At 50.4% G+C, this 22,173-nt stretch carries 13 protein-coding genes; 8 read left to right on the top strand and 5 right to left on the bottom strand.

Annotated elements, in window-relative coordinates; all coding sequences use genetic code 11:
- Positions 1–6: 6 nt before the first annotated feature.
- Positions 7–1,362, top strand: a complete 1,356-nt coding sequence (locus tag S7335_RS13675) for an efflux RND transporter periplasmic adaptor subunit (protein ID WP_157620233.1) — start codon at positions 7–9, stop codon at positions 1,360–1,362.
- Positions 1,359–4,628, top strand: a complete 3,270-nt coding sequence (locus S7335_RS13670) for an efflux RND transporter permease subunit (protein WP_006455835.1) — start codon at positions 1,359–1,361, stop codon at positions 4,626–4,628. Before S7335_RS13675 ends, S7335_RS13670 begins: the two co-directional genes overlap by 4 nt.
- Before the next feature lie 97 nt (positions 4,629–4,725).
- Here S7335_RS13670 and S7335_RS13665 read toward each other — a convergent pair whose 3' ends face one another.
- The 4 genes from S7335_RS13665 to S7335_RS13650 all read right to left on the bottom strand — a co-directional run bounded on the left by S7335_RS13665 (position 4,726) and on the right by S7335_RS13650 (position 10,192).
- Positions 4,726–5,622, bottom strand: a complete 897-nt coding sequence (locus S7335_RS13665) for a sulfotransferase (RefSeq protein WP_006456594.1) — start codon at positions 5,620–5,622, stop codon at positions 4,726–4,728.
- 110 nt (positions 5,623–5,732) lie between these two features.
- Positions 5,733–6,791 (bottom strand): glycosyltransferase family 4 protein, encoded by a 1,059-nt coding sequence (locus tag S7335_RS26005; RefSeq protein WP_006456976.1) that lies wholly within the window; start codon positions 6,789–6,791, stop codon positions 5,733–5,735.
- 26 nt (positions 6,792–6,817) lie between these two features.
- Positions 6,818–9,016, bottom strand: a complete 2,199-nt coding sequence (locus tag S7335_RS27800; RefSeq protein WP_006454614.1) for a glycosyltransferase — start codon at positions 9,014–9,016, stop codon at positions 6,818–6,820.
- A gap of 234 nt (positions 9,017–9,250) precedes the next feature.
- Positions 9,251–10,192: a glycosyltransferase gene (locus S7335_RS13650; RefSeq protein ID WP_006453913.1), complete on the bottom strand. Its 942-nt coding sequence runs from the start codon at positions 10,190–10,192 to the stop codon at positions 9,251–9,253.
- Between the two features lie 581 nt (positions 10,193–10,773).
- On the opposite strand from S7335_RS13650, the gene S7335_RS13645 reads away from it, so the two are divergent.
- The 6 genes from S7335_RS13645 (at position 10,774) to S7335_RS13620 (ending at position 18,387) form a co-directional block, all read left to right on the top strand.
- The gene (locus S7335_RS13645; RefSeq protein WP_006455902.1) at positions 10,774–11,469 is read left to right on the top strand and encodes a cytidylyltransferase domain-containing protein; all 696 of its coding nucleotides are present in this window, start codon (positions 10,774–10,776) and stop codon (positions 11,467–11,469) included.
- 17 nt (positions 11,470–11,486) lie between these two features.
- On the top strand, positions 11,487–13,736 hold the full coding sequence (locus tag S7335_RS13640) for an N-acetylneuraminate synthase family protein (RefSeq protein ID WP_006453572.1): 2,250 nt from the start codon (positions 11,487–11,489) through the stop codon (positions 13,734–13,736).
- A gap of 35 nt (positions 13,737–13,771) precedes the next feature.
- The gene (locus S7335_RS13635) at positions 13,772–15,244 is read left to right on the top strand and encodes a glycosyltransferase (RefSeq protein ID WP_006454681.1); all 1,473 of its coding nucleotides are present in this window, start codon (positions 13,772–13,774) and stop codon (positions 15,242–15,244) included.
- A gap of 16 nt (positions 15,245–15,260) precedes the next feature.
- Positions 15,261–16,403 (top strand): glycosyltransferase family 4 protein, encoded by a 1,143-nt coding sequence (locus S7335_RS13630; protein ID WP_006454223.1) that lies wholly within the window; start codon positions 15,261–15,263, stop codon positions 16,401–16,403.
- 10 nt (positions 16,404–16,413) lie between these two features.
- Entirely contained in the window at positions 16,414–17,520 is a 1,107-nt protein-coding gene (locus S7335_RS25995) for a glycosyltransferase family 4 protein (RefSeq protein WP_050765875.1), read from the top strand.
- A 135-nt stretch (positions 17,521–17,655) separates the two neighbouring features.
- On the top strand, positions 17,656–18,387 hold the full coding sequence (locus S7335_RS13620) for a hypothetical protein (RefSeq protein ID WP_157620229.1): 732 nt from the start codon (positions 17,656–17,658) through the stop codon (positions 18,385–18,387).
- Between the two features lie 88 nt (positions 18,388–18,475).
- Here the strand turns inward: S7335_RS13620 and S7335_RS13615 are convergent, their stop codons facing one another.
- Complete coding sequence (locus tag S7335_RS13615) at positions 18,476–22,060, bottom strand: CHAT domain-containing protein (protein WP_006455699.1); 3,585 nt, start codon at positions 22,058–22,060, stop codon at positions 18,476–18,478.
- Positions 22,061–22,173 lie beyond the last annotated feature (113 nt).

The raw sequence follows: 22,173 nt of genomic DNA, 5'->3' as shown, positions 1-22,173 counted from the left end.
AATACTATGCGCATCAGAATGCGATCGCCCCAGAGGCAACTTAGAGTAAGCGCAACTCAGTTTGGACTATGGCTGCCCTTGCTACTGACGGTAACCGGCTGTGGTCTGCTACCAGCTAGTGAGGCCCAGCCAGAACAAGGGCATGGTCAGCCGACCAGGTCCGAAGAGGCGATCGCCGTCCAGACGAGGCTAGCAGAAACTGGATCGATTGCGGGTCTGTTGACCTATACAGGAACGACTCGTCCGATTCAGCAAGTGGCGCTACGGGCTCAGGTTTCTGGAGAAGTCATTAATCTGTTAGTCGACGTAGGTGATGTGGTTGCGCAAGACATGCTGCTAGCTCAGCTTGATAGTGATCTGCAGACCACAACAGTTAACCAGGCCCAAGCAGAACTTTCTGCTAGGCAAGCGGAGACCGCTCAAGCGGCAGTGTCAATCAGCGAAGCAAGGGCTGCTGTCGTTCAGGCTGAGGCGACGCTATCACAGGCTCAAACGGACGCTCAACGACTGCGACAGCTGGCAAACAAAGGGGCGATCGCACTCCAGGCAGCCGAGGCTGCCGAACTAGCCGTCACCAACGCACAGCAAGCCCTTCGCTCTGCTCAAGCGAGAGTAGACGCCCAGGCGCAAGCTGCTGCCTCAGCCGCCGATCGAATTGATGCCCAGCAGGCGATCGTCACCCAAACACAAAAACAGCTTTCATATGCCGACTTACGCTCACCCCTAACTGGCATTGTCCTTTCCAAACAAGTGGATATTGGCAGCTTTGTCGAATCGGGTGCCACAATCCTAGAATTAGGAGACATCAGTAGCCTAGAAGTCACCATTCAAGTCTCCGAGTTAGACATCAGTCGGTTAAGCATCGGTCAATCGGCCAGTGTTACGCTAGATGCCTTTCCTGAAGAAGGCGCTATCTCGGGCCGCATCACGCAGATTGCGCCATTAGCCGATGAGGTCTCGCGGCTGGTTCCTGTTCAGGTCACTATTCCCAATCTTAGCGGTTCAAATTCTCAGAAAATGGGGAGCGGTTTACTTGCTCGTGTGCAATTTTCGCCCACCCAACAGAGCCGAGTGGTTGTGCCTGCGACTGCCTTGACGCTGAGTAAATCTGGTAAAGATAGCACGCTCTTTGTGATTGAAGAGCAAAGCGAGCAGACAGTCGCGATCGCTCGCTCAGTCAAAACCGGTGATCGCGCTCAAGACCAGATAGAGATTGTCTCGGGTCTAGCCCCTGGAGAAGCGTTTATCACGCAGAGCGATCACCCGCTCACTTCCGGTCAAGCCGTTAGACTCAGCATACTATCCGAGTCAGACCCTGAGCTGATAACCGAACCCGCCGAAGCAGGAGAGAGCCACCAATGACACTGCCTTCTTCGTCTTCAAAAGCTTCGTCACCAAAATCAGCCGCCGATCCAACAATATCGAACAGAAGATCAAACATAGCGACGGACTCTACGGCTGGCTTCAGCCTTAGCAGGCTTGCCATTCGACGACATATCGCTACGCTGATGCTAACGGTTGCAGTGATCGTCCTGGGAGTATTCTTTGTGCGATCGCTTCCGGTTGATTTACTGCCTTCTATCACCTATCCCCGCATCGGTGTGAGAGCCGACGCACCCGGCGTTTCCCCCGAAGTCGCGGTTGACGAGGTGACTCGCCCGTTAGAACAAGCACTAGCGGCAACTGAAGGCGTCGTCCAAATTGTCTCTCAAACTAGAGAAGGTAGAATCAGCTTAGACCTGTACTTTCAGCCCGGTGGCAATATTGATCAGGCACTCAACGATGCAACCGCTGCGCTCAACCGGGCTCGTAGTAGTCTACCTGAAACCATTGGCCAACCAAGACTGTTCAAGTTTGACCCGTCACAGCTACCCGTCTATGAAATTGCGCTCATCTCAGACTCGCTTCAAGGCGTGGACCTAAGAGTCTTTGCAGAACAAGAGCTATCGCGTGAACTCAATACCCTACCGGGCGTAGCTAGCGCTGATGTCTCTGGTGGTATAAATGAGGAGATTCGAATCAACCTTGACCCAGCCAGATTGCAGTCGTTAGGTTTGGGCATCAACGAAGTCTTAGACGCACTGTCAGAACGGAACCAAGATACCTCTGGCGGGCGGATAGAAGGGCCTAATGATGAGCCGCTAACTCGCGTGGCCGGACGATTTGAAAATGCAGACGAAATTCGTAATTTGATCTTTGAAGTAGGAGAATCAGCGGCGCAGCAGCAGGTTTATCTACGAGACTTCGCCGAAGTAATTGATGGCATTGAAGAGCAGCGCATCTTTGTGAACCTCAACGGCCAGCCTGCAGTCAAAGTGAGTATTCAGAAGCAGCCTACGGCGAATACGATCACAGTTGTGAATGGGATCAAGCAAAAGCTAGCGGAATTAGAAGCATCCGGGCTAGTGCCAGAAGATTTGATGATCAATACCACACTAGACGAATCGATCTTTGTTCAAAACGCGGTTCGTAATGTCGCTATCTCTGGGCTAACTGGGGCAGGGTTGGCGGCGATCGCAGTTCTCCTTTTTCTAGGTTCGCTTCGGCAAACCTTCATCATCGTGATCGCCATTCCACTAGCAGCGTTGGTGGCGATTCTAACAATGGGAATATTCGGCCTTTCTCTAAACGTGTTTAGTCTGGGGGGTCTAGCACTCGGGGTTGGCATCGTTGTAGATAACGCAATTGTGATGCTAGAAAACATCACTAAGGGCGTCGCGGCCAGCAACAAAAACAGCAATAGAAAAGATGGCGGAAAAGGAAACCACAGATCTGTCATTCGCCAAGCAGAAGTCAGCAGCCGCGAACTAGAGTCGGCGCTGCTCGCCTCAACCACAACAAACCTAGTTGCCGTCCTGCCTTTTCTCCTCATTGGCGGCTTTATCTCTTTACTATTTAGTGAACTGATACTGACCGTCAGCTTTGCTGTTGCCGCCTCCCTAGTCGTCGCCCTGACGATCGTACCGACCTTGGCCGCTAGGCTACTCGCGGTGCCTCAATCGAGCGGCGTTAGTGAATTTTGGCTAATTCGCCAGTTTGATCTGTGCTTGCAGTTCGCAACTTGGCGCTATGCCCAGTGGCTAGGCTGGGTGCTACAGCGACGGATTTTGGTGATTGCGATCGCCTTTTCTATTCTCGGTGGCGGCAGTTTGCTAACCGTACAACAAATTCCTCAAGAGATCCTACCGAGTATTGCCACTGGCCAGGCTGACTTATGGGCGCAGTTTCCACCTGGCACGACGCTAGAAGAAAACCGCCGAGTGATGAACGCGATTGACGAATTGCTCCTCGCTCAACCAGAAACCAAATATGTCTTTAGTACGGCTGGTGGCTTTCTATTTGGCAACAGCAGTAGTGAAAATGCCCTGCGTGGCACTAGCAAACTCACGCTCGTACCTGGGACTCATGTAGAAGCTTTTTGCGATCGCCTCAACCAAGAATTTCAGCAGTTTAACCTTGTTAATACCCGATTGCGACTTTTCCCGGGTAGAGTGCGCGGTTTGATTTTAGGCAATTCTCCGGTACGCAGTGATGTGGATGTCATTCTTCAAGGGACCAATACCGATGACCTAAACGCCGCCGGACAGCAGGTGCTAGCCGCTTTAGATGCGCAGGCAGCCCTTGCTAGCTACTCTCCTGATGCCGACCCTTCTCAGCCAGAAGTTCAAATTCGCCCTAACTGGGAGCGAGCCGCTGATCTAGACTTGTCTGCTGAAGCGATTGGGCGCACCGTGCAGACGGTGCTTTCTGGCTCAGTTCCTACCCAACTCCAGCGGGGCGATCGCCTGGTGGACGTGCGCGTACAGACGCCCAACACGCTGGTTCGTAATCTAGGCGAGCTTGCCCAGCTACCGCTTTTGAATGGCGATGGTCAGGCCGTTAGACTTGGCAATGTTGCCCAAATTGAAGAAGGTCAAGCCCCCGGAGAAATTCAGCGGATCAGCCAGCGCCAGGTCTTTATCATCGAAGGCGACCTAGCCGAAAATGTCAGTTTAGGAGATGCCCTAGCAGAACTCGATCAGATTATGGCAACCGTGAGTCTACCTGAGGGGGTCACCCGTCTACCTAGCTTCAGCGCTCAAAGCAACGCTGATATTCAAGATGGGCTGGGCATTCTAGGTGGCCTTGCTGCCTTCTTGGTATTTACCGTGATGGCCGTACAGTACAACTCACTGGTCGATCCGCTGATCATCATGCTAACTGTACCGCTGGCCCTAGCAGGGGGTATCTTTGGTCTGTTCATCACACAGACGGCTATCGGCGCAACGGTCGTTGTCGGTGCTGTGCTACTAGTTGGCATCGTGGTAAACAATGCCATCATCTTGGTAGAGCTAGCCAACCAAATCTACGCCGAAGAGAAATTCGTTGGTGAAGCTTCTCCGGCAGAGAATCGCGTAACAGCCATTTGCAAAGCGGCCCCTCAGCGCCTGCGACCGATCCTGATGACGACAATCACCACTGTATTGGGAATGTTCCCGCTCGCACTCGGCATCGGTCAAGGCTCAGAGTTTTTGCAGCCGCTAGGCGTTGTCGTTTTTTCAGGTCTCTCTCTAGCTACGCTGCTGACGCTGTTCATCATTCCCTGTTTCTACACGTTGTTTCACGGGCAATGGAAAACTGCGAAGTAAACTCCATCGTATGCCTAAAACCAGTCTTGGATAAGCGATCAGGTAAAAAAGAGCATATCTGTAATGCTGATTTGAAACGGTGATCTGTCGCCATTTCTTAGGATGTGTTTTCGAGCACAAGGCGGGCTTGGTCCAGCCAATTCGAGGTTACGCCACCAAAACGTTCAGCTAACAGCTGAAGTTCTTCTAGATAGATGTTGGAGAATATTGCTTCGATATCGGAGGGGATCGCTAACTGAATCGGTTTTTGGTTGTACCGGGTCTCTAGATTGATCTGATTGCCCAAAGACCCTCTCACCTGCAAGAACGTACAAATTTCTTCTAGAAATCGTCGAGGATTCTGTTTAAGGTCATCGTAAAAGCCGACAAAGATTTGCTCAGGGGGAAAGTACTTTTCCCATCGACTCAGATTTTTGGTGTAGTGTCCGTTTGAAAATAGCCACTGGTCATCTAAATCGCGATCAAACACGGTCTTGCGAACCAGTTCCTCAGTTAGGTTTTCGGGCTGCCAGTCCACTAAGCTGATGCACCTAAGCAGAATGTGGGACCAGGTGCGATCAATGGGATTACGCAGCATATATATAATTTTGAGATCTGGGAAATCCTTCTGGATAGCCGCAATCTGGCTCTCGTCCATAGGAGCGTATAAAGGGGTGACATCTCCAGTTACCTGGTCCTTACCTGGTGCAAATAGAGACTCGTACCATTGGGCACTGCGAGGGAGCAAAAAATAATTTAGATGCCATCTGAAATAGCCAGGACGTAGCCAGGCTCTTTTATGATGCAGAAAATTTCTAACTTGTATTCGCCAGTATTCGTAGCGTTTTTTATCTTTGCCAAACAGCCGCTCTCTCAGGTTGTATTCGGGTTCGTTGAAATAGCGTAATTCTTTAAGCGGTGGCAACCAAACGCCGGGATGCTGCTGAAGATTGTAGTGCAGCCAGGTTGTACCGCTCTTGATAGCGCCAATACAGATAAAGGTAGGACCAGCCATTTGCTCACGTGAGTAGAGGTGTTGTTAAAGTAGATAAATTGTGAAACACGAACGGTTGTAGCGATCAGATACCTGGGATATCTGGGCTACTAACTAGGAACTCTGGGCTACTAACTAGGAACTTTGTGGTTCCACCAGTCAACTGCCTTCGCAAATCGATGGCCAAATGCTTCGGGTGTATAGCGCTGCAGGTACCACTGGCGACGCCTGTTCTGTTCGTCGGCGCTGATAGGAGGGGCTTGTTGATGTCGGCGCAAGGCTTGAACAAATGCGGACACATCACCGGGGGGAATGCTCACGCCAAGCTGCCCCAAAAGATCAGCGACGCCCCCAACGTCAAACGCAATGCAAGATTTTCCTAGGGCTAGTGCCTCCATCAAAACTTTGGGAAGTGGATCATCACGGCTGGTGAGCAAAAAGGCACTGGCTTTAGCAAGAATCGGGGTAGGGTCTTGCTGTTCACCCGTAAATGTGACGGCATGTTCGAGTCCTTGGTCACGGATTGACGCCGCGATCGCCGCCTCTGAAAATTGACCGCTGCGCTCAAAAGAGCCAATCCAAACAAATTTTGCTTTGGGATTATAGGCGAGTGTTTGCTTAGCAATCTCTAGAAATAAATCGGGTCCCTTTCGGGCTTTCACACGGCCACAGGCGACGTATAGGTAGGGCTCGCTCGGCAGAGGTAAGGAATAGCGAAGCAATCGGCTAGAGTCTGAAATGTTTGGGAGCAGATAGAGGTTGTCCGGCTTTACCGCATATTGCTTTGCAAGCGTGTCTAAGCCCGCTTGGCAAACGTGAAAATGCCTAACATGCGGGTCTTTTAGCGCATATCGTACAGACGGATAGCGACGCGAGCACTTTGCAATTCCAGCTTCAATTTCCCATTCTGTTTCATGCCAGTAAACGGCTATCTTTTTACCTGAGAACTTGGCTAGAGCATGGAGCTTGGGGCCATACCAAAAGGCTAACGCGCCGATACTATCAAAAACAACCCACCGAGCAGGTAGGAGTTTCCTCAGGCTGTTAGCCTTGCCATTCCACACAAACTTGAGCTGAAGACCGTGCTGAAGACAGGCTGCTTGTGAAAACCAAAGCGAGTCTAGCGGCTTGCCGCCAGCAGCCCAGTGATGGGACACCACGTAAATCGATTTCAGGCTAGGCTTAGGCACGAATTTTGCTTCTCCTGCAAACGCAGCTAATGGAAAATTAGAATCTTCAAAATGACTAGAGTTCGATAGATCAAGGAGTGGTGCGCTCGCTCCATCTGCTGTAGTTGGCTGTTTGCAAACCTGAGGATCCGGCGCGATCGCTTTTCCCAGGTATACCGCTGAACATCTTGAGCGGCGCGGATAACAATCTGCTCACTCAGCGCCGGATCGGCCAATAGTTTAGCGATCGCCTCTTTAAACGAGTGCGGATTGTCGGGTTCAGCTAGCAGGGCGTTGTCATGATCTCGCAGTACGGTGACAATATTAGGTAGCGCTGAGGCCACAATCGGCCGCCTGATTGCCATGTACTCAAATAGTTTAAGCGGACTAGTAGTGGTGGCCAATCTCCAACTACGGCTGTTAGGAATGACTAAGACATCGGCAGCATAAAGATAAGTAGCCAGCTGCGAGTGCTCCACATGACCCATCAAGGAAACGTTATCGACGGCTTTAGCCTGACAAAATGTCCGAGTGCGCTCAACATCTGCCTCCCAACCGCCGACTAAAACGAACCGATGTTGAGGCAACAGCTGAGCAGTTTCGATCAGTGTTGGGATACCTTTATACTCATACAAATGCCCGGCGTAGAGAACGATTTTCTCATCTTGAGGTAGCCCTAGTTTCTGCCGAGCAACTGACTTTTCCTGATTGGGGCGAAAGCTCTCTAAATCAACGCCGCTATGAGCAATCATCACCTTTTCAGGACTTAGTCCGGCTTCGATATACCCTTGGGCGATGTCTTTAGAAAGGGTCACAAAGCCAACAAGATCTTTGTGAGTTAAGCGATCAGTTAAGTGCTTCGGAAAAGGCGGTGTCAGCAGCTCATGCTCTTCCCACAAAACAGGCACCTGTAGTGCCAGCATGAAGTCCACCACTTTGGGCGATCGCGTATAGACAAGCTCGGGGGACCTCCAGTAGGTATACAGCGACGCTACCCTACAGAAAAAGGGGTTGACATGATCAATTGGAAAAGGGTAGTCGAATTTTCGGTACAGAGGTAGGCGCACCAGTCTATATGGTGAGTGTATCCCGTACCATTCTCGAAACGCCTCATCCATTCCTCTTAAGAATGAAGCAATATCACCTGCAGTAACAAGTTCAAAGGAGTTGACGCATTTAGACAATGCCTGAGACATCTTGGCCACCTGAATGTTGTGGGCCATTTTAGAGGGCAGGTTGCCGTTAGAGACGTAGATCAGACTCTCTAAGTCAGGATCAGGCGCGCTCTTAGCTCGAGAGACATCTACTGTAACCTTGTCACTGGGTTGAGCCTTGTTACTGACTTCGCTCAGGCTATCCTGGCTGCCTTTTAACAGCGTATCCACCTCATACTGGTATCCCAGCTTGGCAGCAACTGCAGCAACTGCTGACTCAAACTCAGCAATTTCTGTTGGGTTCCACATATCAACTGTAAAAGCAGCGCGCGGCCCTGTACCGGAAGCTTGAGCAATTTTTTCCTGATATGACGTGTGACTAGTGGCATTAGGACGACGGGTGGCAAGCTGCTGATACTCGCCCTCAGAAACATGTGAGGGGAAGCCAATGAACTGAGCAATCTCTAGATACTGTGTATAGGAGAGATCTTCTAGCTTCTGGATGCGCCAGTGGGACTGGGGAATCGCTGAAAATTGCTGTAGAACCTGACGGTTCAGCTCATTCCAATACCAAGCTAGTTTCCCTACCTGGGTCATTTTACGCCAGCGCTCAAATACCTCACCAGAGGGGAAAATGCGCCCTAAAAAGTGATGCGATTCATGGCTACTCTGATAGCTTGGCGGTAAATGAATATCGCTTCGGACAACAGGCTGACTGTACCACCCCTTATAGCGATAGGAATTCACAACTTGGTCAGGGCGGCGAACTAACAAAACGAACTTAGCGTTGAAGCGCTCATAAAGCTCTTTGATCGAAAGCGACAAATGAGCGCTAGATTCGACTGAAAAGGCATAGCGCTCAAAGTCGGCTTGAATCTCTTGCTCTTTAGTCTGCAAGAATCCTTCGTGATCGATGGGTATCCCATACCACTTGCAATATCGATGAAAGGTTTCATTGAACGGATTACGCTCATGGACCGATGCAACCTTTGGTTCTAGGCTTAAAATCCTCGATAGGAACTGAGTGCCGCAACGGCCCGTACCCACCGTGAAGGCAACATTCTGATAGCTGGTTTGAAACTTGGTTTCCATTCACTTAGATCGCAGACTGAGGGCAGTGTTGATATCTTCATACCTTTAGCTAGCTCAAAGATTAATGCATAGGCTTTATGTCTTCGCCACTAATGATGGTATCGAAGATGCTACCCTCAGCGTCTTCAAACCAAACCGATTTCAAATCTAGCCCTAAGCTATCATTCGATGAAGTGGTCGAACAGTCTAGATATGATGCAGCTTAGACACCCAGAATCACTCGACCAACTGAATCTAGCCTCTAAGCTGGTCGATTAACTGCTGCGACTGGCGCGGTAGCAGTAGAGCAGCTAGAATTTTCAGGAAGAGGACTGAGGTCAGGCGCGGCTGCTGTATCGCTATTTGAGGGCTGTGAGCTAGCGATTGCCAAAGATAATGCAATGCTGATGCCCCCTTTGGTCGATGGAGTGATCCATGCATCGCTTTGAAGCTTAGATACTGATAAAGCTGGCCAAGACTCCGCTGCTTAAGCGGCTGCAGGGCGGGCGGTGCCTGTTCATACGCACGGTCGAGCACCGTAAGACACTCTTTCTCTTGAATGGCAAGGTTGGCAGACATCGAGCTGCTCAAAAGTCGATAAAGGACGCCCAGATGAGGTACCGCAACGAAGGAATAGTGCTTTGCTAGGCGCAGAAAGAAGTCCCAGTCAGCAGCCCCTGTCAGAGATAGGTCAAACCCACCAAACTCCAGAAACACCTGATGGCGGATGGTCACGTTTGAAGCACTTTCCAAAAAGTCGCGAAGCAGTAGCTCAGCATAGACATCTCCACTGAAGTCGACCCGCTGGGCTTTGTCAATAAAGCGACCCTCTTGATCGATGTAGTTCGTCCAACTGTAGGCTACCGCGGCCTCAGGTGTACTTTCTAATGCTTCGAGTTGAAGCGCGAGTTTCTTCGGTGTCCAAAGATCGTCTGCATCTATGAACGAGATGTACTTACCCGAGGCATGATCAACTCCGCGATTGCGAGATGTAGCGACGCCTGCATTGCAATAGGAAAAGACTCTAAGTCGGGGATCATCAAACTTGGAAACAACTTCCAACGTCGAATCAGTAGAGCCATCATCAATAACAATTAGCTCAAAATCTTGGGCAGTCTGTTGAAAAACTGATTCAAGTGTTGCATGAATTGTTTGTGCACCATTGTACACAGGGACAATTACTGAAGCTAAAGGCATAGCCTTATCAATTCCTACGTAGTTCCTACATGAGGCTGGTTAATATTCTTAACCCTATTTCCTAGTTACACTCAGTATGAGTAGTTGCGTGAGCCGTATTTTTACCAAATGATGAATTTCTCAGAAACCCAGTGGAAATAGACATGTACAGAGATGGTTCATGGTGTCAGATACTATCAGCAATGTCGCTAGTCCACATACCTCGAATGTTAGACGAATGCTTGTAATAGGCTGCTGTGGTGAAGTGTTAGCCTATGTCGTATCGATTTATACCTTTTCGATCTATACCTATTAGTTCTATGCCTAATTAGTCCATACAGTATTAGTCCATACAGTGCGCTTCTTCGTAGCTAATACTTTTAGCTACGATTCTAAAATAGGTTTCACAAGGTAGATATGCATTTGGAGCGCTTGAGGCAAAACTTACCTGTAATTATGAAGTGCTATATAGGCCAGTTGAGGCGATCGCGTCATTTGATTCAAGGGATACTGACAGATTGACTAGCCTCACAAGAACTCGCATGGTGATTGCTGATTTGCAATCCAAGTAGCCCAATATCGCCAGCCCCTAACATACTTACGTGGATAATCAATCATCTTCTCTAAACATCGCTGCAGTGATTCCGGCTAGGGGTAATTCTAAAGGAATTCCTCGTAAGAATGTGCGACCTATTGCTGGCTTGCCTCTGGTAGCTCATTCCATTTTGGACTGCCGCGAGTCGCAGCTAGTAGATCGGGCATTTGTCTCAACCGATGACCTTGAGATCAAGCAGGTTGCTGAGCAGTATGGGGCAACGGTCATTCAACGCCCAGCGGCGATCGCAGGCGATAACGCTTCTTCTGAATCTGCTCTTATTCATGCGCTTAAGGAAATCGAAGCCAGGTACTTTCAGCCCGATTTGATTGTATTTTTGCAGTGTACTTCGCCTGTTCGAAGTGGGGACGATATTGATCAGGCCATTCACCAATTGCAAACTACGGACGCAGATTCTCTGCTATCAGTATCGCCATCGCATCGTTTTCTGTGGCAAGCGAAGGAAGGTGAGGTAGTCTCAATTAATTATGACTATCGGCAAAGGCAGCGCCGTCAAGATCTAGCACCTCAGTATGTTGAAAACGGCTCAATTTATATCTTTAAGCCTTGGGTATTGAAAACTTTGAAAAATCGATTAGGAGGCAAAATTTCTCTCTTTTGTATGGATGAAAAGGCAGCTTGGGAGATCGATTCTCTGCTGGATTGGAAAATTTTGGAATTGCTATTGACGAGTGACAATTAGCGGAGATTCTTAGAAGCATGATCATCGATAAAGATATCAAGAAGTACATTGTTTTTTCAGAAGACAGCATTGTCAACGGACTGCAAAAGATCAGCGACAACAAAAGCAGAATTATCTTTTCGGTCACTGAATCCGGCATCCTTGAAGGTATTGTCACAGATGGCGATTTTCGCCGCTGGCTGGTGAACCAAACGGTGATTGATCTCAATCAGCCTATCGCTAACGTCTCGAATAAGTATTTCAAGTATTGTTTTGCCGACGAAGCGCGTGACAAGATTCAAGCGGGTTTCTCCGATCAAGTCGAGTTCATTCCCCTTCTAGATCGAAATCACCGCCTAGTGGCGATCGCCCGTAGCCGTCCGGGAGGCATTCAGATTGGTAAGTTTGTGATCAACGCTCAGTCACCTGCGTTTGTGATTGCTGAAATTGGGAACAACCACAATGGCAGTTTGGATAGAGCTAAGGTTCTCATTGATGCAGCGGTTGCGGCAGGGGCTGACTGTGCCAAGTTTCAGATGCGGCACTTGGCCTCGCTCTATCGCAATGGGGGCAATCCTGAGGACGCTAGTGAAGATCTCGGATCGCAGTACACGCTAGATCTGTTAAACCGATTCCAGCTGAGTACTGAGGAGATGTTCGAGGCATTTGACTACTGCAAGCAGCAGGGTATTCTACCGCTTTGTACGCCCTGGGATTCCGAAAGCTTGAAGCTGCTGGAGGGATACGGCATGCCAGCTTATAAGGTCGCTTCGGCCGATCTGACCAACCACGACCTGCTCACTGCGATCGTCAAAACGGGCAAGCCGCTCATTTGTTCGACTGGAATGTCTACTGAGACAGAGATTAGGGAAACAGTCAGCTTGCTCAAGTCGCTAGGAGGTCTGTATGTACTGCTGCACTGCAACTCTACCTATCCAACCCCCTTCAAAGACGTTCAGCTCAACTATCTAGATCGATTAAAAGAGCTCGGAGACTGTCCGGTAGGATATTCCGGTCATGAGCGAGGGGTGCATGTGGCGATCGCAGCGGTTGCCAAAGGTGCAAAGGTCATTGAAAAACACCTAACCGACGATAAAACATCCGAGGGGAACGACCACAAGGTCAGTTTGTTGCCAGAAGAATTCAAGGATCTGATGACAGGAATTCGCCAGGTTGAATCGGCCCTTGGGTCGGCCGACACGCGTCAGATGACTCAAGGTGAAAGCATGAATCGCGAAACCTTGGCTAAGAGTCTGGTGACTAAGTGCGACTTAGCACCAGGGGATGTGATCACAGCTGAGATGATCGATGTCAGAAGTCCTGGTCAGGGGCTACAGCCCAATCGCAAGGCTGAACTCATCGGTCTACGGATTAAGCGATCAATACAGGCAGGAGACTTTTTCTTTCCGAGCGACTTGCACTCTGAGCAGGTTCAGGCTCGGTCTTATCGCTTTCAACGGCCCTGGGGTATTCCCGTGCGCTATCACGATTTTGGTGCGATCGCGACGAAAACTAATCCATCCTTACTGGAGTTTCACCTCAGCTATAAGGATATGGAGGAGGAACTGAGTCAGTACTTCAGCCACACCTACGATTTAGGGCTGGTAGTTCACAGCCCCGAGCTGTTTGCTAATGACCATGTCTTAGACCTGTGCTCAGAACAGGAACCCTACCGCCGCCAGTCGGTGGCATACCTGCAGCAGGTGGTCGACATCACCCAGCAGATCAAGCCGTTCTTTAAGTCAGAACGACCGCTGATCGTGACTAACGTCGGCGGATTCACCACTGATGCGCCTCTATCAGAAGCGCAACGCCAAAAGCGCTACGACACTCTGGTTCAGAGCCTATCCGAGGTGAATGCAGCCGGGGTCGAAATCATCCCCCAAACTATGCCGCCTTTTCCATGGCACTTTGGCGGACAGCAGTATCACAATCTCTTTCTTAACCCGCAAGATATTGCCGATTTCTGCAGGGCAAACGGCTACCGCATCTGCTTCGATGTGTCCCATTCAAAGCTCGCCTGCAACCATCACGACTGGTCATTTCAGGCGTTTGTCGAGCAGGTCGTCCCTTACACTGCTCACATGCACATCGCTGATGCCAAGGACGTTGATGGCGAAGGGCTGCCCATTGGAGAGGGTGAAATCGACTTTTTTGCTTTATCGAGAACCCTCAACCAAATGGACTCAACCGCCTCGTTCATCCCCGAGATCTGGCAGGGACACAAGAATCAAGGTGAAGGTTTTTGGGTCGCCCTAGAAAAACTAGAGGCCCAATCTGAACTTTGATGTGAATCTTTAGAGCGAGTGGAGTCTTTGCGACCGTGCTAGCCAACTTTAATTTTCCTAATCGAGGTGTTGCCGAAGCCTTTGCTAAGGCGCAGATTGTGCTATATCAAGCTTCCCCTCATTTTCAACACTATTTCTACAGTCTTCAGAAGCACGTTAGCTTCGATACAAGTCCCCAAGCTGAAGTCCTAGCATCACCATGGACGCCAATAGCGACGTTAGCTCGCACCGCTCAATCGCTGAGCGAACTGGCGCCTAGGCGCCATTACCGAGTTGATGTGTTGTTTTGCGGCATTTGGCTATGGACGCGGCGGCAAGAAGACAAGCTGGTGGTGCGCCTGCTGCAGAACCTACTGGAGCAAGGCGCTAGTGTCCTCTGTTTGCTACACAAGGGAACAAGCGATCGCATCAAGCAGCAATTACAATCAGTCGTTGAGCCAGTCGCTCTAGATAGGCTTCATTTTCTTGATCCCGCTGGGCGCCTTGGCCGCTTGGATGCGCGCTTTGAACTAGGAACGTCGCGCCACCGGGCTCACGCTGATTTTAACCACGCCCAACAGCTGCTAGCACCGCATGGTATCCAGATCCAGGCCAGTGCCCTGCCAGAGTTTGAATGGGCAGCAGCGCGGCTAATCGAGTGGGAGGCGTGGGCTCCTTTTATTGAGTTTGAGACTGCTCTAGTGCGGTGTCACTGGCTGCCGCTGTGTAGTGCTGTTGCCCATACCGCCTTAGCGCGGCAGAAGAAAGCGGTGACGCTACAGCAGGGAGTCATCGGACATAGCTTAGATGTGCCAATTATCGCTCATCAGTACCTTTGCTTTGGGAGCAGCTCCAAACGAATGTCCAGCGAGATGGATTCGGCTTTTGCTGAAGCAACTGGGCGAAGCCCTGTCTGTGAAGACTATGTGCCTGTAGGATCACTTTTCGACCCCATACTGGACTTATCCGATAATTTCAGTCGGCGGACCGTGTTGGTGTTGGATCAGTCTACGCGCTGGGCCAACCACTTATATGGACTAGAAGAGCAGACAGCGGCCCTAATTGAGCTAGTCACACTGCTGTGTGAGGCAAGTGCGCTACACAAGGTTATCATTCGGCCTCATCCTGCCTCGACGGATAGTCGGCAGTGGCAGCAGCTAGCAGCTCGGTTTCCCAAACGATGTGAAATCTCGCCGACGAACCAGAGCTTAGCCGATGATTTTGGTCGAGCCGCGATCGCCGTCAGCCTTTTCAGTGGCGCATCGGTGACTGCGGCAGCAAGTGGGCTGCCTTCCTTTTTTCTCAAAACGGCTAACGGCTATTACACCAGAGATCTAGCTTGCTGCAATGATCAGTTTCTCGATGTCGAGTCGCTGCGCCGCACCATAGAGCAACTATGCACTGATAAGGAAACCTATCGGTCATGGCAGCGCCGCTGCCGTCAGAACGCAAGCGCCTACTATGATAAAAACCAAGTTTGCCAGTTTGAACCTGAGCTAATGCGAAAAATTCTAGCCAAGGCGGGCTGACAATGAGATTAGACATATGAGATTAGGCATCTATTCAACCGTCGATGGTCTACCCTGGGGAGCTTCCGAATATCTCTGGTCACAGACAGCTTTGGTGCTACAGCAGCAGGGTCACACTATTGGTGTCAACTACCAGTGGTTTCCTAGAACCCCACCGCGGCTAGCTGAGATCCAGGAGCGGGGCGGTTCTATATTTTGGCGTAATCAGCCCGGCCCAGAACTGCTCCGGCTGCCTAGGCGATTTACCGACAAGGTGCTGCAGTTTGGGCAGCGCTATCACGATCTGTGGTTGCGGCAGTTCAGGCCAGATTTTGTGCTGATCTCAATTAGCTATCACACAGATGATGTCAGTATCGCCAATGCCTGCTTGCGCTACGGTATTCCGTTTGCTACGTTGCTACACTGTGCTAGCACCTACGATTGGATCACCATTCACCACCTCGAGACCTATCGCAATGCCTACACCCGGGGTAACCGTAGCTTTTTTGTCTCAGAGGCCAATCACACCATCATGGAACTGCTGCTAGCAGCCAAAATTCCACAGGCTAAGACAGTCCACAATCCCCTCAAAGTGGCAGCGGCACCCCTACCTTGGACTGAGCCCGACCCGGTCTGGCAGCTCGCTTGCGTCGGCAGAATTCACTTTCGTTCTAAGGGGCAGGATCTAATCCTACAGGTGCTGCGTCGCGAGCAGTGGCGCGATCGCCCTATCAAAATTGTCTTTTGGGGTAAGGATCAAGGCAATCAACGCCAGCTTGAAGACCTTGCTGACTGGTATGGCGTTCGTAACAAGATCCAGTTGGGGGGGTATGCTCACTCGCCCGCCGATATCTGGGCACAAAGTCACGGTCTGCTTTTGCCGTCGCGTTTTGAAGGCATGCCAATGGTCACAGCTGAGGCGATGCTATGTGGCCGCATCGCGATTGTGACCGACTGTGGTCGCAATTCAGAGTGGGTCGATGAGGGCGAAACCGGATTTTTAGCGGCGGCACCTACGGTAGATGATTTAGAGGCTACGCTAGAGCGAGCTTGGCAGCATCGACAGGACTGGCAGGCTATGGGAAGGCTGGCAGCTGAGCGGCTGCAGCAGCGCTATAGCGCCGATCCTATCGCCGAGTTCATGACTGAGCTAGACAAACTCTATCCCCTAAAGCCATAATCCTAAAACTATGAGAATCGGATTTTACTCAGCGATGACGGGCATTCCTTGGGGGGCCAGCGAATATCTCTGGTCCGAGGCGGCTCAGCTGCTTCAGCGAAGAGGTCATACTATCGGCATCAACTTTCAGCGGCAGTGGCGGTGCCCTGCGCCACTAGCAGACTTGCGATCGCGTGGCAGTAACATCTTTTGGCGCTACGGTCCCATCGATCAGGTTCGCAACAAGCTAACGGGCGAACTACCCTGGCAAAAGCGCCATCAGCAGTGGCTACAGAAATTTTCACCTGACTTCTTTTTAATCTCTGCAGGCTCTCACACCGACGATGTCAGTATCGGCAGCGTTGCTCATCAAATGGGCATTCCGTTCGCCACCCTGGTTCATTCTGCCAGTACGCGCAACTGGATCGAGGGCGAGGCCTTGGAGCGCTACCGGCAGACCTATCAACACGCTCAGCAATGCTATTTCGTCTCGCAAGAAAATTGCGACATCCTAGAAGTTCACTTGGCCGCTGCCCTACCGCAGGCCCAGGTTGTAGAAAATCCTCTCAAGGTTAGCCTAACTGAGCCGCTACCTTGGCCTGACTCGTCTCAGCCTTGGCGTTTGGCCTGCGTTGCTCGGCTCGGCTGCTGGCAAAAAGGACAGGATCTCATCTTGGAAGTGTTAAAACAACCTCAGTGGCGCGATCGCGCTGTTGAAGTTACCTTTTGGGGTCAAGATCACGGCAATCAACGCCAGCTAGAGGATCTCATTACGCTGTACGGACTACAGTCTCAGGTTCGCTTTGGTGGCTTTTCATCGCCCCTCGATATCTGGCGTCACAGCCATGCGCTGCTGCTGCCATCTCGCTATGAGGGAATGCCAATGGTAACCGCTGAAGCCATGATGTGTGGACGCATTGCGATTGTGACCAACTGTGGTCGTAACCCCGAATGGGTCGATGAGGGAGACACTGGATTTTTGGCAACTCCAACAGTTGCCTCGCTTGCTGAGGCTCTAGAGAGAGCTTGGTCTTGTCGCCACGATTGGCAGGCAATGGGTGTGCTAGCAGCTCAGCGCATTCGTGAACGCTATAGCCCTGACCCGGTAACCGCATTTGCTGAAAAGCTTGAGGGTTAAACTCGTTGTTTAATAGGTTCGACTTTTGAAAGATTTTAGAGGTAGAAAATTGGCAGCATGTTAGCCCTCTTTCAAGGTTCTCTCGAAACTCTCTTAACACTTCCTAGGTTTCAACCATCGCTAGGCCAAGTCGCGATGCTGCATTACGGGCGCTGCGGTAGCTCGGTCCTTTGTGATTTGCTTGGACAGCACCCCGATATCTTCTGGGATGAGGAAGTTTTTGAGCGCATGTTTCGCAAACAATTGCGCGAGGCCCGCTTTATTCGCGACCCAATGCTGCTACTGCGCCTACGGATGGCACTTGCAGGTAACCGCTACTATGGTTTCGAAACTAAATGTCATTCGGCATATCACCTAAGTGCCCCGGTACTAGACACAAGTAGTTCGAGCTATATCGCTAGCCTGAAGCAAATGGGCTACAGCTACTTCATTATTCTCAAACGGCAAAACTATCTCAGGCAGCAGGTTTCCGAAGAGGTGGGGCGACAAAAAGGGGGGGTATGGCACCAGGCGGCAGGCGCTGCGGCATCGCTACAGCAGGTCACGATTGACGTAGACTGCGTCCGTTTTGGTGGATATCGCGTTGCTTTGCTAGATAGCTTCGTTGAGCGCGATCAAGGGTATGCCGACCTAGCTTCTTTGCTCGCTGATGCTCAGACGCTCTGGTTGACCTATGAGGATCATATACTCCCTGACCCTGTCAAAGGCTATCAGCAGGCATGCAAATTTATCGGAATCGTGCCTCACGAAGTCACCATTGAACGCAGTCGAACAAACCCCTTTCCTCTAAAGGACATGATCCAAAATTTTGCCGAAGTTGAAGCCCATCTTCAGAACACCAAATACGAGTGGATGTTACACAGCTAAGCGATTAAAAAACTGGTTGCAAACTATCGCGCTTGAATGGCTTTGGGAATTAAAGCGTTCTAAGTCACCCCCCTGACAACCGCGCCGGTTATTCTATCGGGCGCCAATCGCCTGAGAAAATAAAGGAAGACCAGTAGTAAGGGTGTGCGTAGGTGCCCGTGCTCATCAACGCCAACTGTGCGTTTCGTAATGCTTCGCTGCGGCCTTGGCCTTCGTTTATTAAATTCTCGTAGTAGACTTGCATCAGTTCGCTGGTGCCATAGTCATCTACCTGCCACAAGCTCATCAGCTGACTTTCGGCTCCGGCAATGGCAAAAGCTCGTCGCAAGCCGTGTACGCCATCGCCATCGCTGGTGGCGCCGAGCCCGGTTTCGCAGGCACTGAGAACGACTAGCTGAGTGCCTTCGAGGTTAAGGTTAGACGCTTCGAGGGCGGTGAAAACGCCGTCTTCGGTTAGATTGCCGCCGCCGCTGCGGCGAGCGTTTACGCCCGCCAACGCCAGACCAGAGCGCAGTAAAGGGTTCTCGATTTCGTAATCGTTGGGGATAAGTGCTGCTTCGAGTTCAGTATCGACAACCTCTAGGCTAGCACCGAGCTTGCCGCGGCTGTCGGCATCGCTGGTGGCGTCGTATGTTGTATCTGGAAGGAAAAAGCCGTGAGTAGCGATATGAAGAATGCTAGGAGCTACTAACTGCTTGAGCCGGCTTTCGGTGGCTTGACGCTGCGTCAGAATAGTGGGATTAGGAAGCAGCGGGGCGATCGCATTGGCCTCTTCAGCCGTTCCGGGTAGCGCAGAAAAACTCAACCCCTCTACATCTGCTGAGCGCTGGTTAACAGATTGCGTAGTGGCTGTGTTGGCTATGCTGGCTTCTGTTGTGCTATTCACAGCGCCAGCGTAGTCTGGGTTGGCAATGATGACAGACGAATGAGCGCTAGCTGTTGAGGATTGCAGCTTTAGCAAGTCACGGCCCGAAGTAAGATAGCTAATTTGATAAGATTCGATTAGATAGCGGTCTTGCTCGTCGATTAACGCATCGAAAGGCATGACGTTGAGCTGTCCATCAGGAGATATGAGTAAGTGCGTTTTCTCTCCTAATAGGGGTCTAATCGGAGCCATTAAGGTCTCATCTAGTTCTCTCGAGATAGTTTGAAGCTGAGAGGATTGCGTTCTTAGCGCTTGCCTGTATTTAGCAACTTGCTGGTCGATAGCTGCTCGCTCACCTAGGTCCACAGCCTGTATTGTTCCAGAGCGCGTCAGGATATAAGCCGCGTAGCGAACCGGATCTTGATCGCGTCTGAGGAATCCCTCTAGATGATAAGGCTGGTAGCTAACTAGCTCTATCAGAGCTGCATCGGTAGGAATCAGCCTACGAACGGCATCAATCGAGCTGACTTTCATCTGGGCGACGGCTTGAGCCTGCGCGGAATTGTTTTCTATTCTGCTGAGACTGACATTTAAGTTTGTCAGCCTAGATTCTAGCGTTCGCTTATCTTCCTCATAGGCGTCTGTTTGACCGCTGGCAGCGGCTTCATAATAGAGATTAGCAAGCTGGGTATTGATCTCTTTAATCTCCGCGAGGGTTGCTAAATCCGTCTCGGTCTCAGCATCTGACGTACCTCTAGCCGAATGCAGAACTAAACCGTCCAATACTCGACCTTTTCGCCGCAGAATATTTAAAAGCGAGAGTCTAGCTGCTGTATCGTTCTCAGGTAGTTTGTTTAAATGAGCAGTGATAGCAGCGTTCGTCTGGTTTGCACTTATGGCTAGATCGAGTCTTAATAGCGTTTCTACCTGTCCGAACGAATAGAGGAGGTCAGAGGTTTCTTCTTCTCTAAGCGTACTGAGCTGCTCTAGGTAGTAAACTGCTCGGTCAATATCACCTTTGTTCCAGTTCAGCTGAAACAGTCTGTTGGTAATATTTTCTAAGTTATCAATGAAGTATGAATCTTCTTCTGCTTTAATGTCTACTTCCGCGCTGTTATGCAAGAAAAGAGCATCTTCGTGTGCTGAGATGATTGCACTTATATCTACTTCTGTCTGTTCTTGATAGGTTCCTCTCGCCTGTTTGAGCGTATTGTTGACAGAATAGAGTAAGTCTCTCTTTCCGGCATTGTCTTTTAGGTCTGCGCTTTGACGATAATAGCGTAGCGCCTGATCGTATGCGCCGCGATCGCCATACGATATCCCTAGTAGCATCAGCACGTACGATTCATGGACCGGATCAGACAGTCTTTGGTTGAGATCTAGACTCTGCTGATAAGCGTCCGTAGCTTTCTCGTAATTTTGAATAGTGTTGTACGTAAAGCCCATTCTTCTGTGCAAACGCTCTGCGCTGTGCAGATCTGCTAGTGCTCGTGCGATCGCCAAACTCTGTTCAAAGTAATCAAGCGCTGCCGAATAATCCTCTAGCGCTCGATAAGCTACCCCGATATACTCTAGGCTAAGTGCCTGTTCTTCTCTATTTCCAAGTGTTTTCTCTATTGCCAAACTCTGTTGATAATAGTCTATTGCTTCCTGGTATTTCTCTAGTGATTCAGATGAAAGACCAATATTTCTAAGTGCGATCGCCTCACTGCTTTTCCTGTCGATTTCGCGGTAGATAGATAGACTCTGTAAATAAGAGTCAATAGCGCCGTTATGCTTACCTAAAGCCGCTTGAATGTTTCCAATAGATAGATTGAAGTCGGCTTCTAACGGCTTATCACCTAAGCGCTTGGCTTTGTTCAATCCCCATGTATAGTAGGTGATTGCGTCTTCGTAGCGATTTGCAGACTTACTCGTATCGCCCATGAGCCAGAGTATGTCTAATTCCTTGTCAGAATCGTTCAGGCTTTTGGCGATCGCTAGTCCTTTCTCATAACTTTCAATTGCCTCTTCGTAGCGCTCTAGCTGAGAGTAGGCAGCTCCTACTCGCTTGGTCGCTGTAAACACAGTGACTGGATTACCTAGCGATTCTCTAATCGCTAACTCGCGCTGATAGGTGTCTAATGCCTGCGTGTAGTCTTCTCGCTGATACTGTACGTATCCTATGTTTCCTAGCGATCTAGCCTGGCCTATTTTGTAGTCGATATCCTGACTGAGCGCTAGGCTTTGGGTGTAATACGAGAGCGCCTCTGACAGATTGTCCTGGGTCACTTGCAGACTGCCCAAGTGGTCTAGGTTGTCAGCTTCGCCCTGGTGATTAGCAATGCTGCGGTTGATAGAAAGACTCTCTTCTAACGTCGCAAGCGCTTCTACAGGTTTGTTCTGAAAGGCATAGGTAATACCGATACCATCTAGGGCGTTAGCAATCTCTTCTTGCTGATTAAGGCGACGGGCGATGGTAAGGCTTTCTTCATGCCGCCGGATAGCTTCGGGATATTGACGCAGATAACTATGGGCAAGTGCAATCCGATTTAGAACAACGGCTTCCTTTTCTTGATCTCCGCTGGCCCGATACGCTGCTAGCGCCGCCTCCCAGCTTTGAATGCTCGCTTCATATTGACCTAGGGCTAGCGCGTCTTCTCCTGCCTGAAACTGCGCGTTTACACCACCGTGCGACTGGCTAATCAGCGCTGCGCTAACAGTTGAACTGCCTTTACTAGGGTCACTGAGTTCAGCGGCTACAGGCGTTGCGCAGAGCGCTAATGTGAGCGAGGCAGCAAATAAAAAAACTAGCTTTTGATTCGACATGGTCACGCAAGGGGCTGTCGCAGAATATCTTTCTTCTGCATGTGCGCCTATTCTATAGCGTTGGCCACTTGAAGAAGCGTTAGCCACTTGAAGAATAGATCACTTGGCTAGGC

It is taken from the genome of Synechococcus sp. PCC 7335, assembly GCF_000155595.1.
Classification (GTDB): Bacteria; Cyanobacteriota; Cyanobacteriia; order Phormidesmidales; family Phormidesmidaceae; genus Phormidesmis.
Note: the sequence above shows the minus strand (reverse complement) of the source record. Positions and strands in the feature narration are given on the sequence as shown.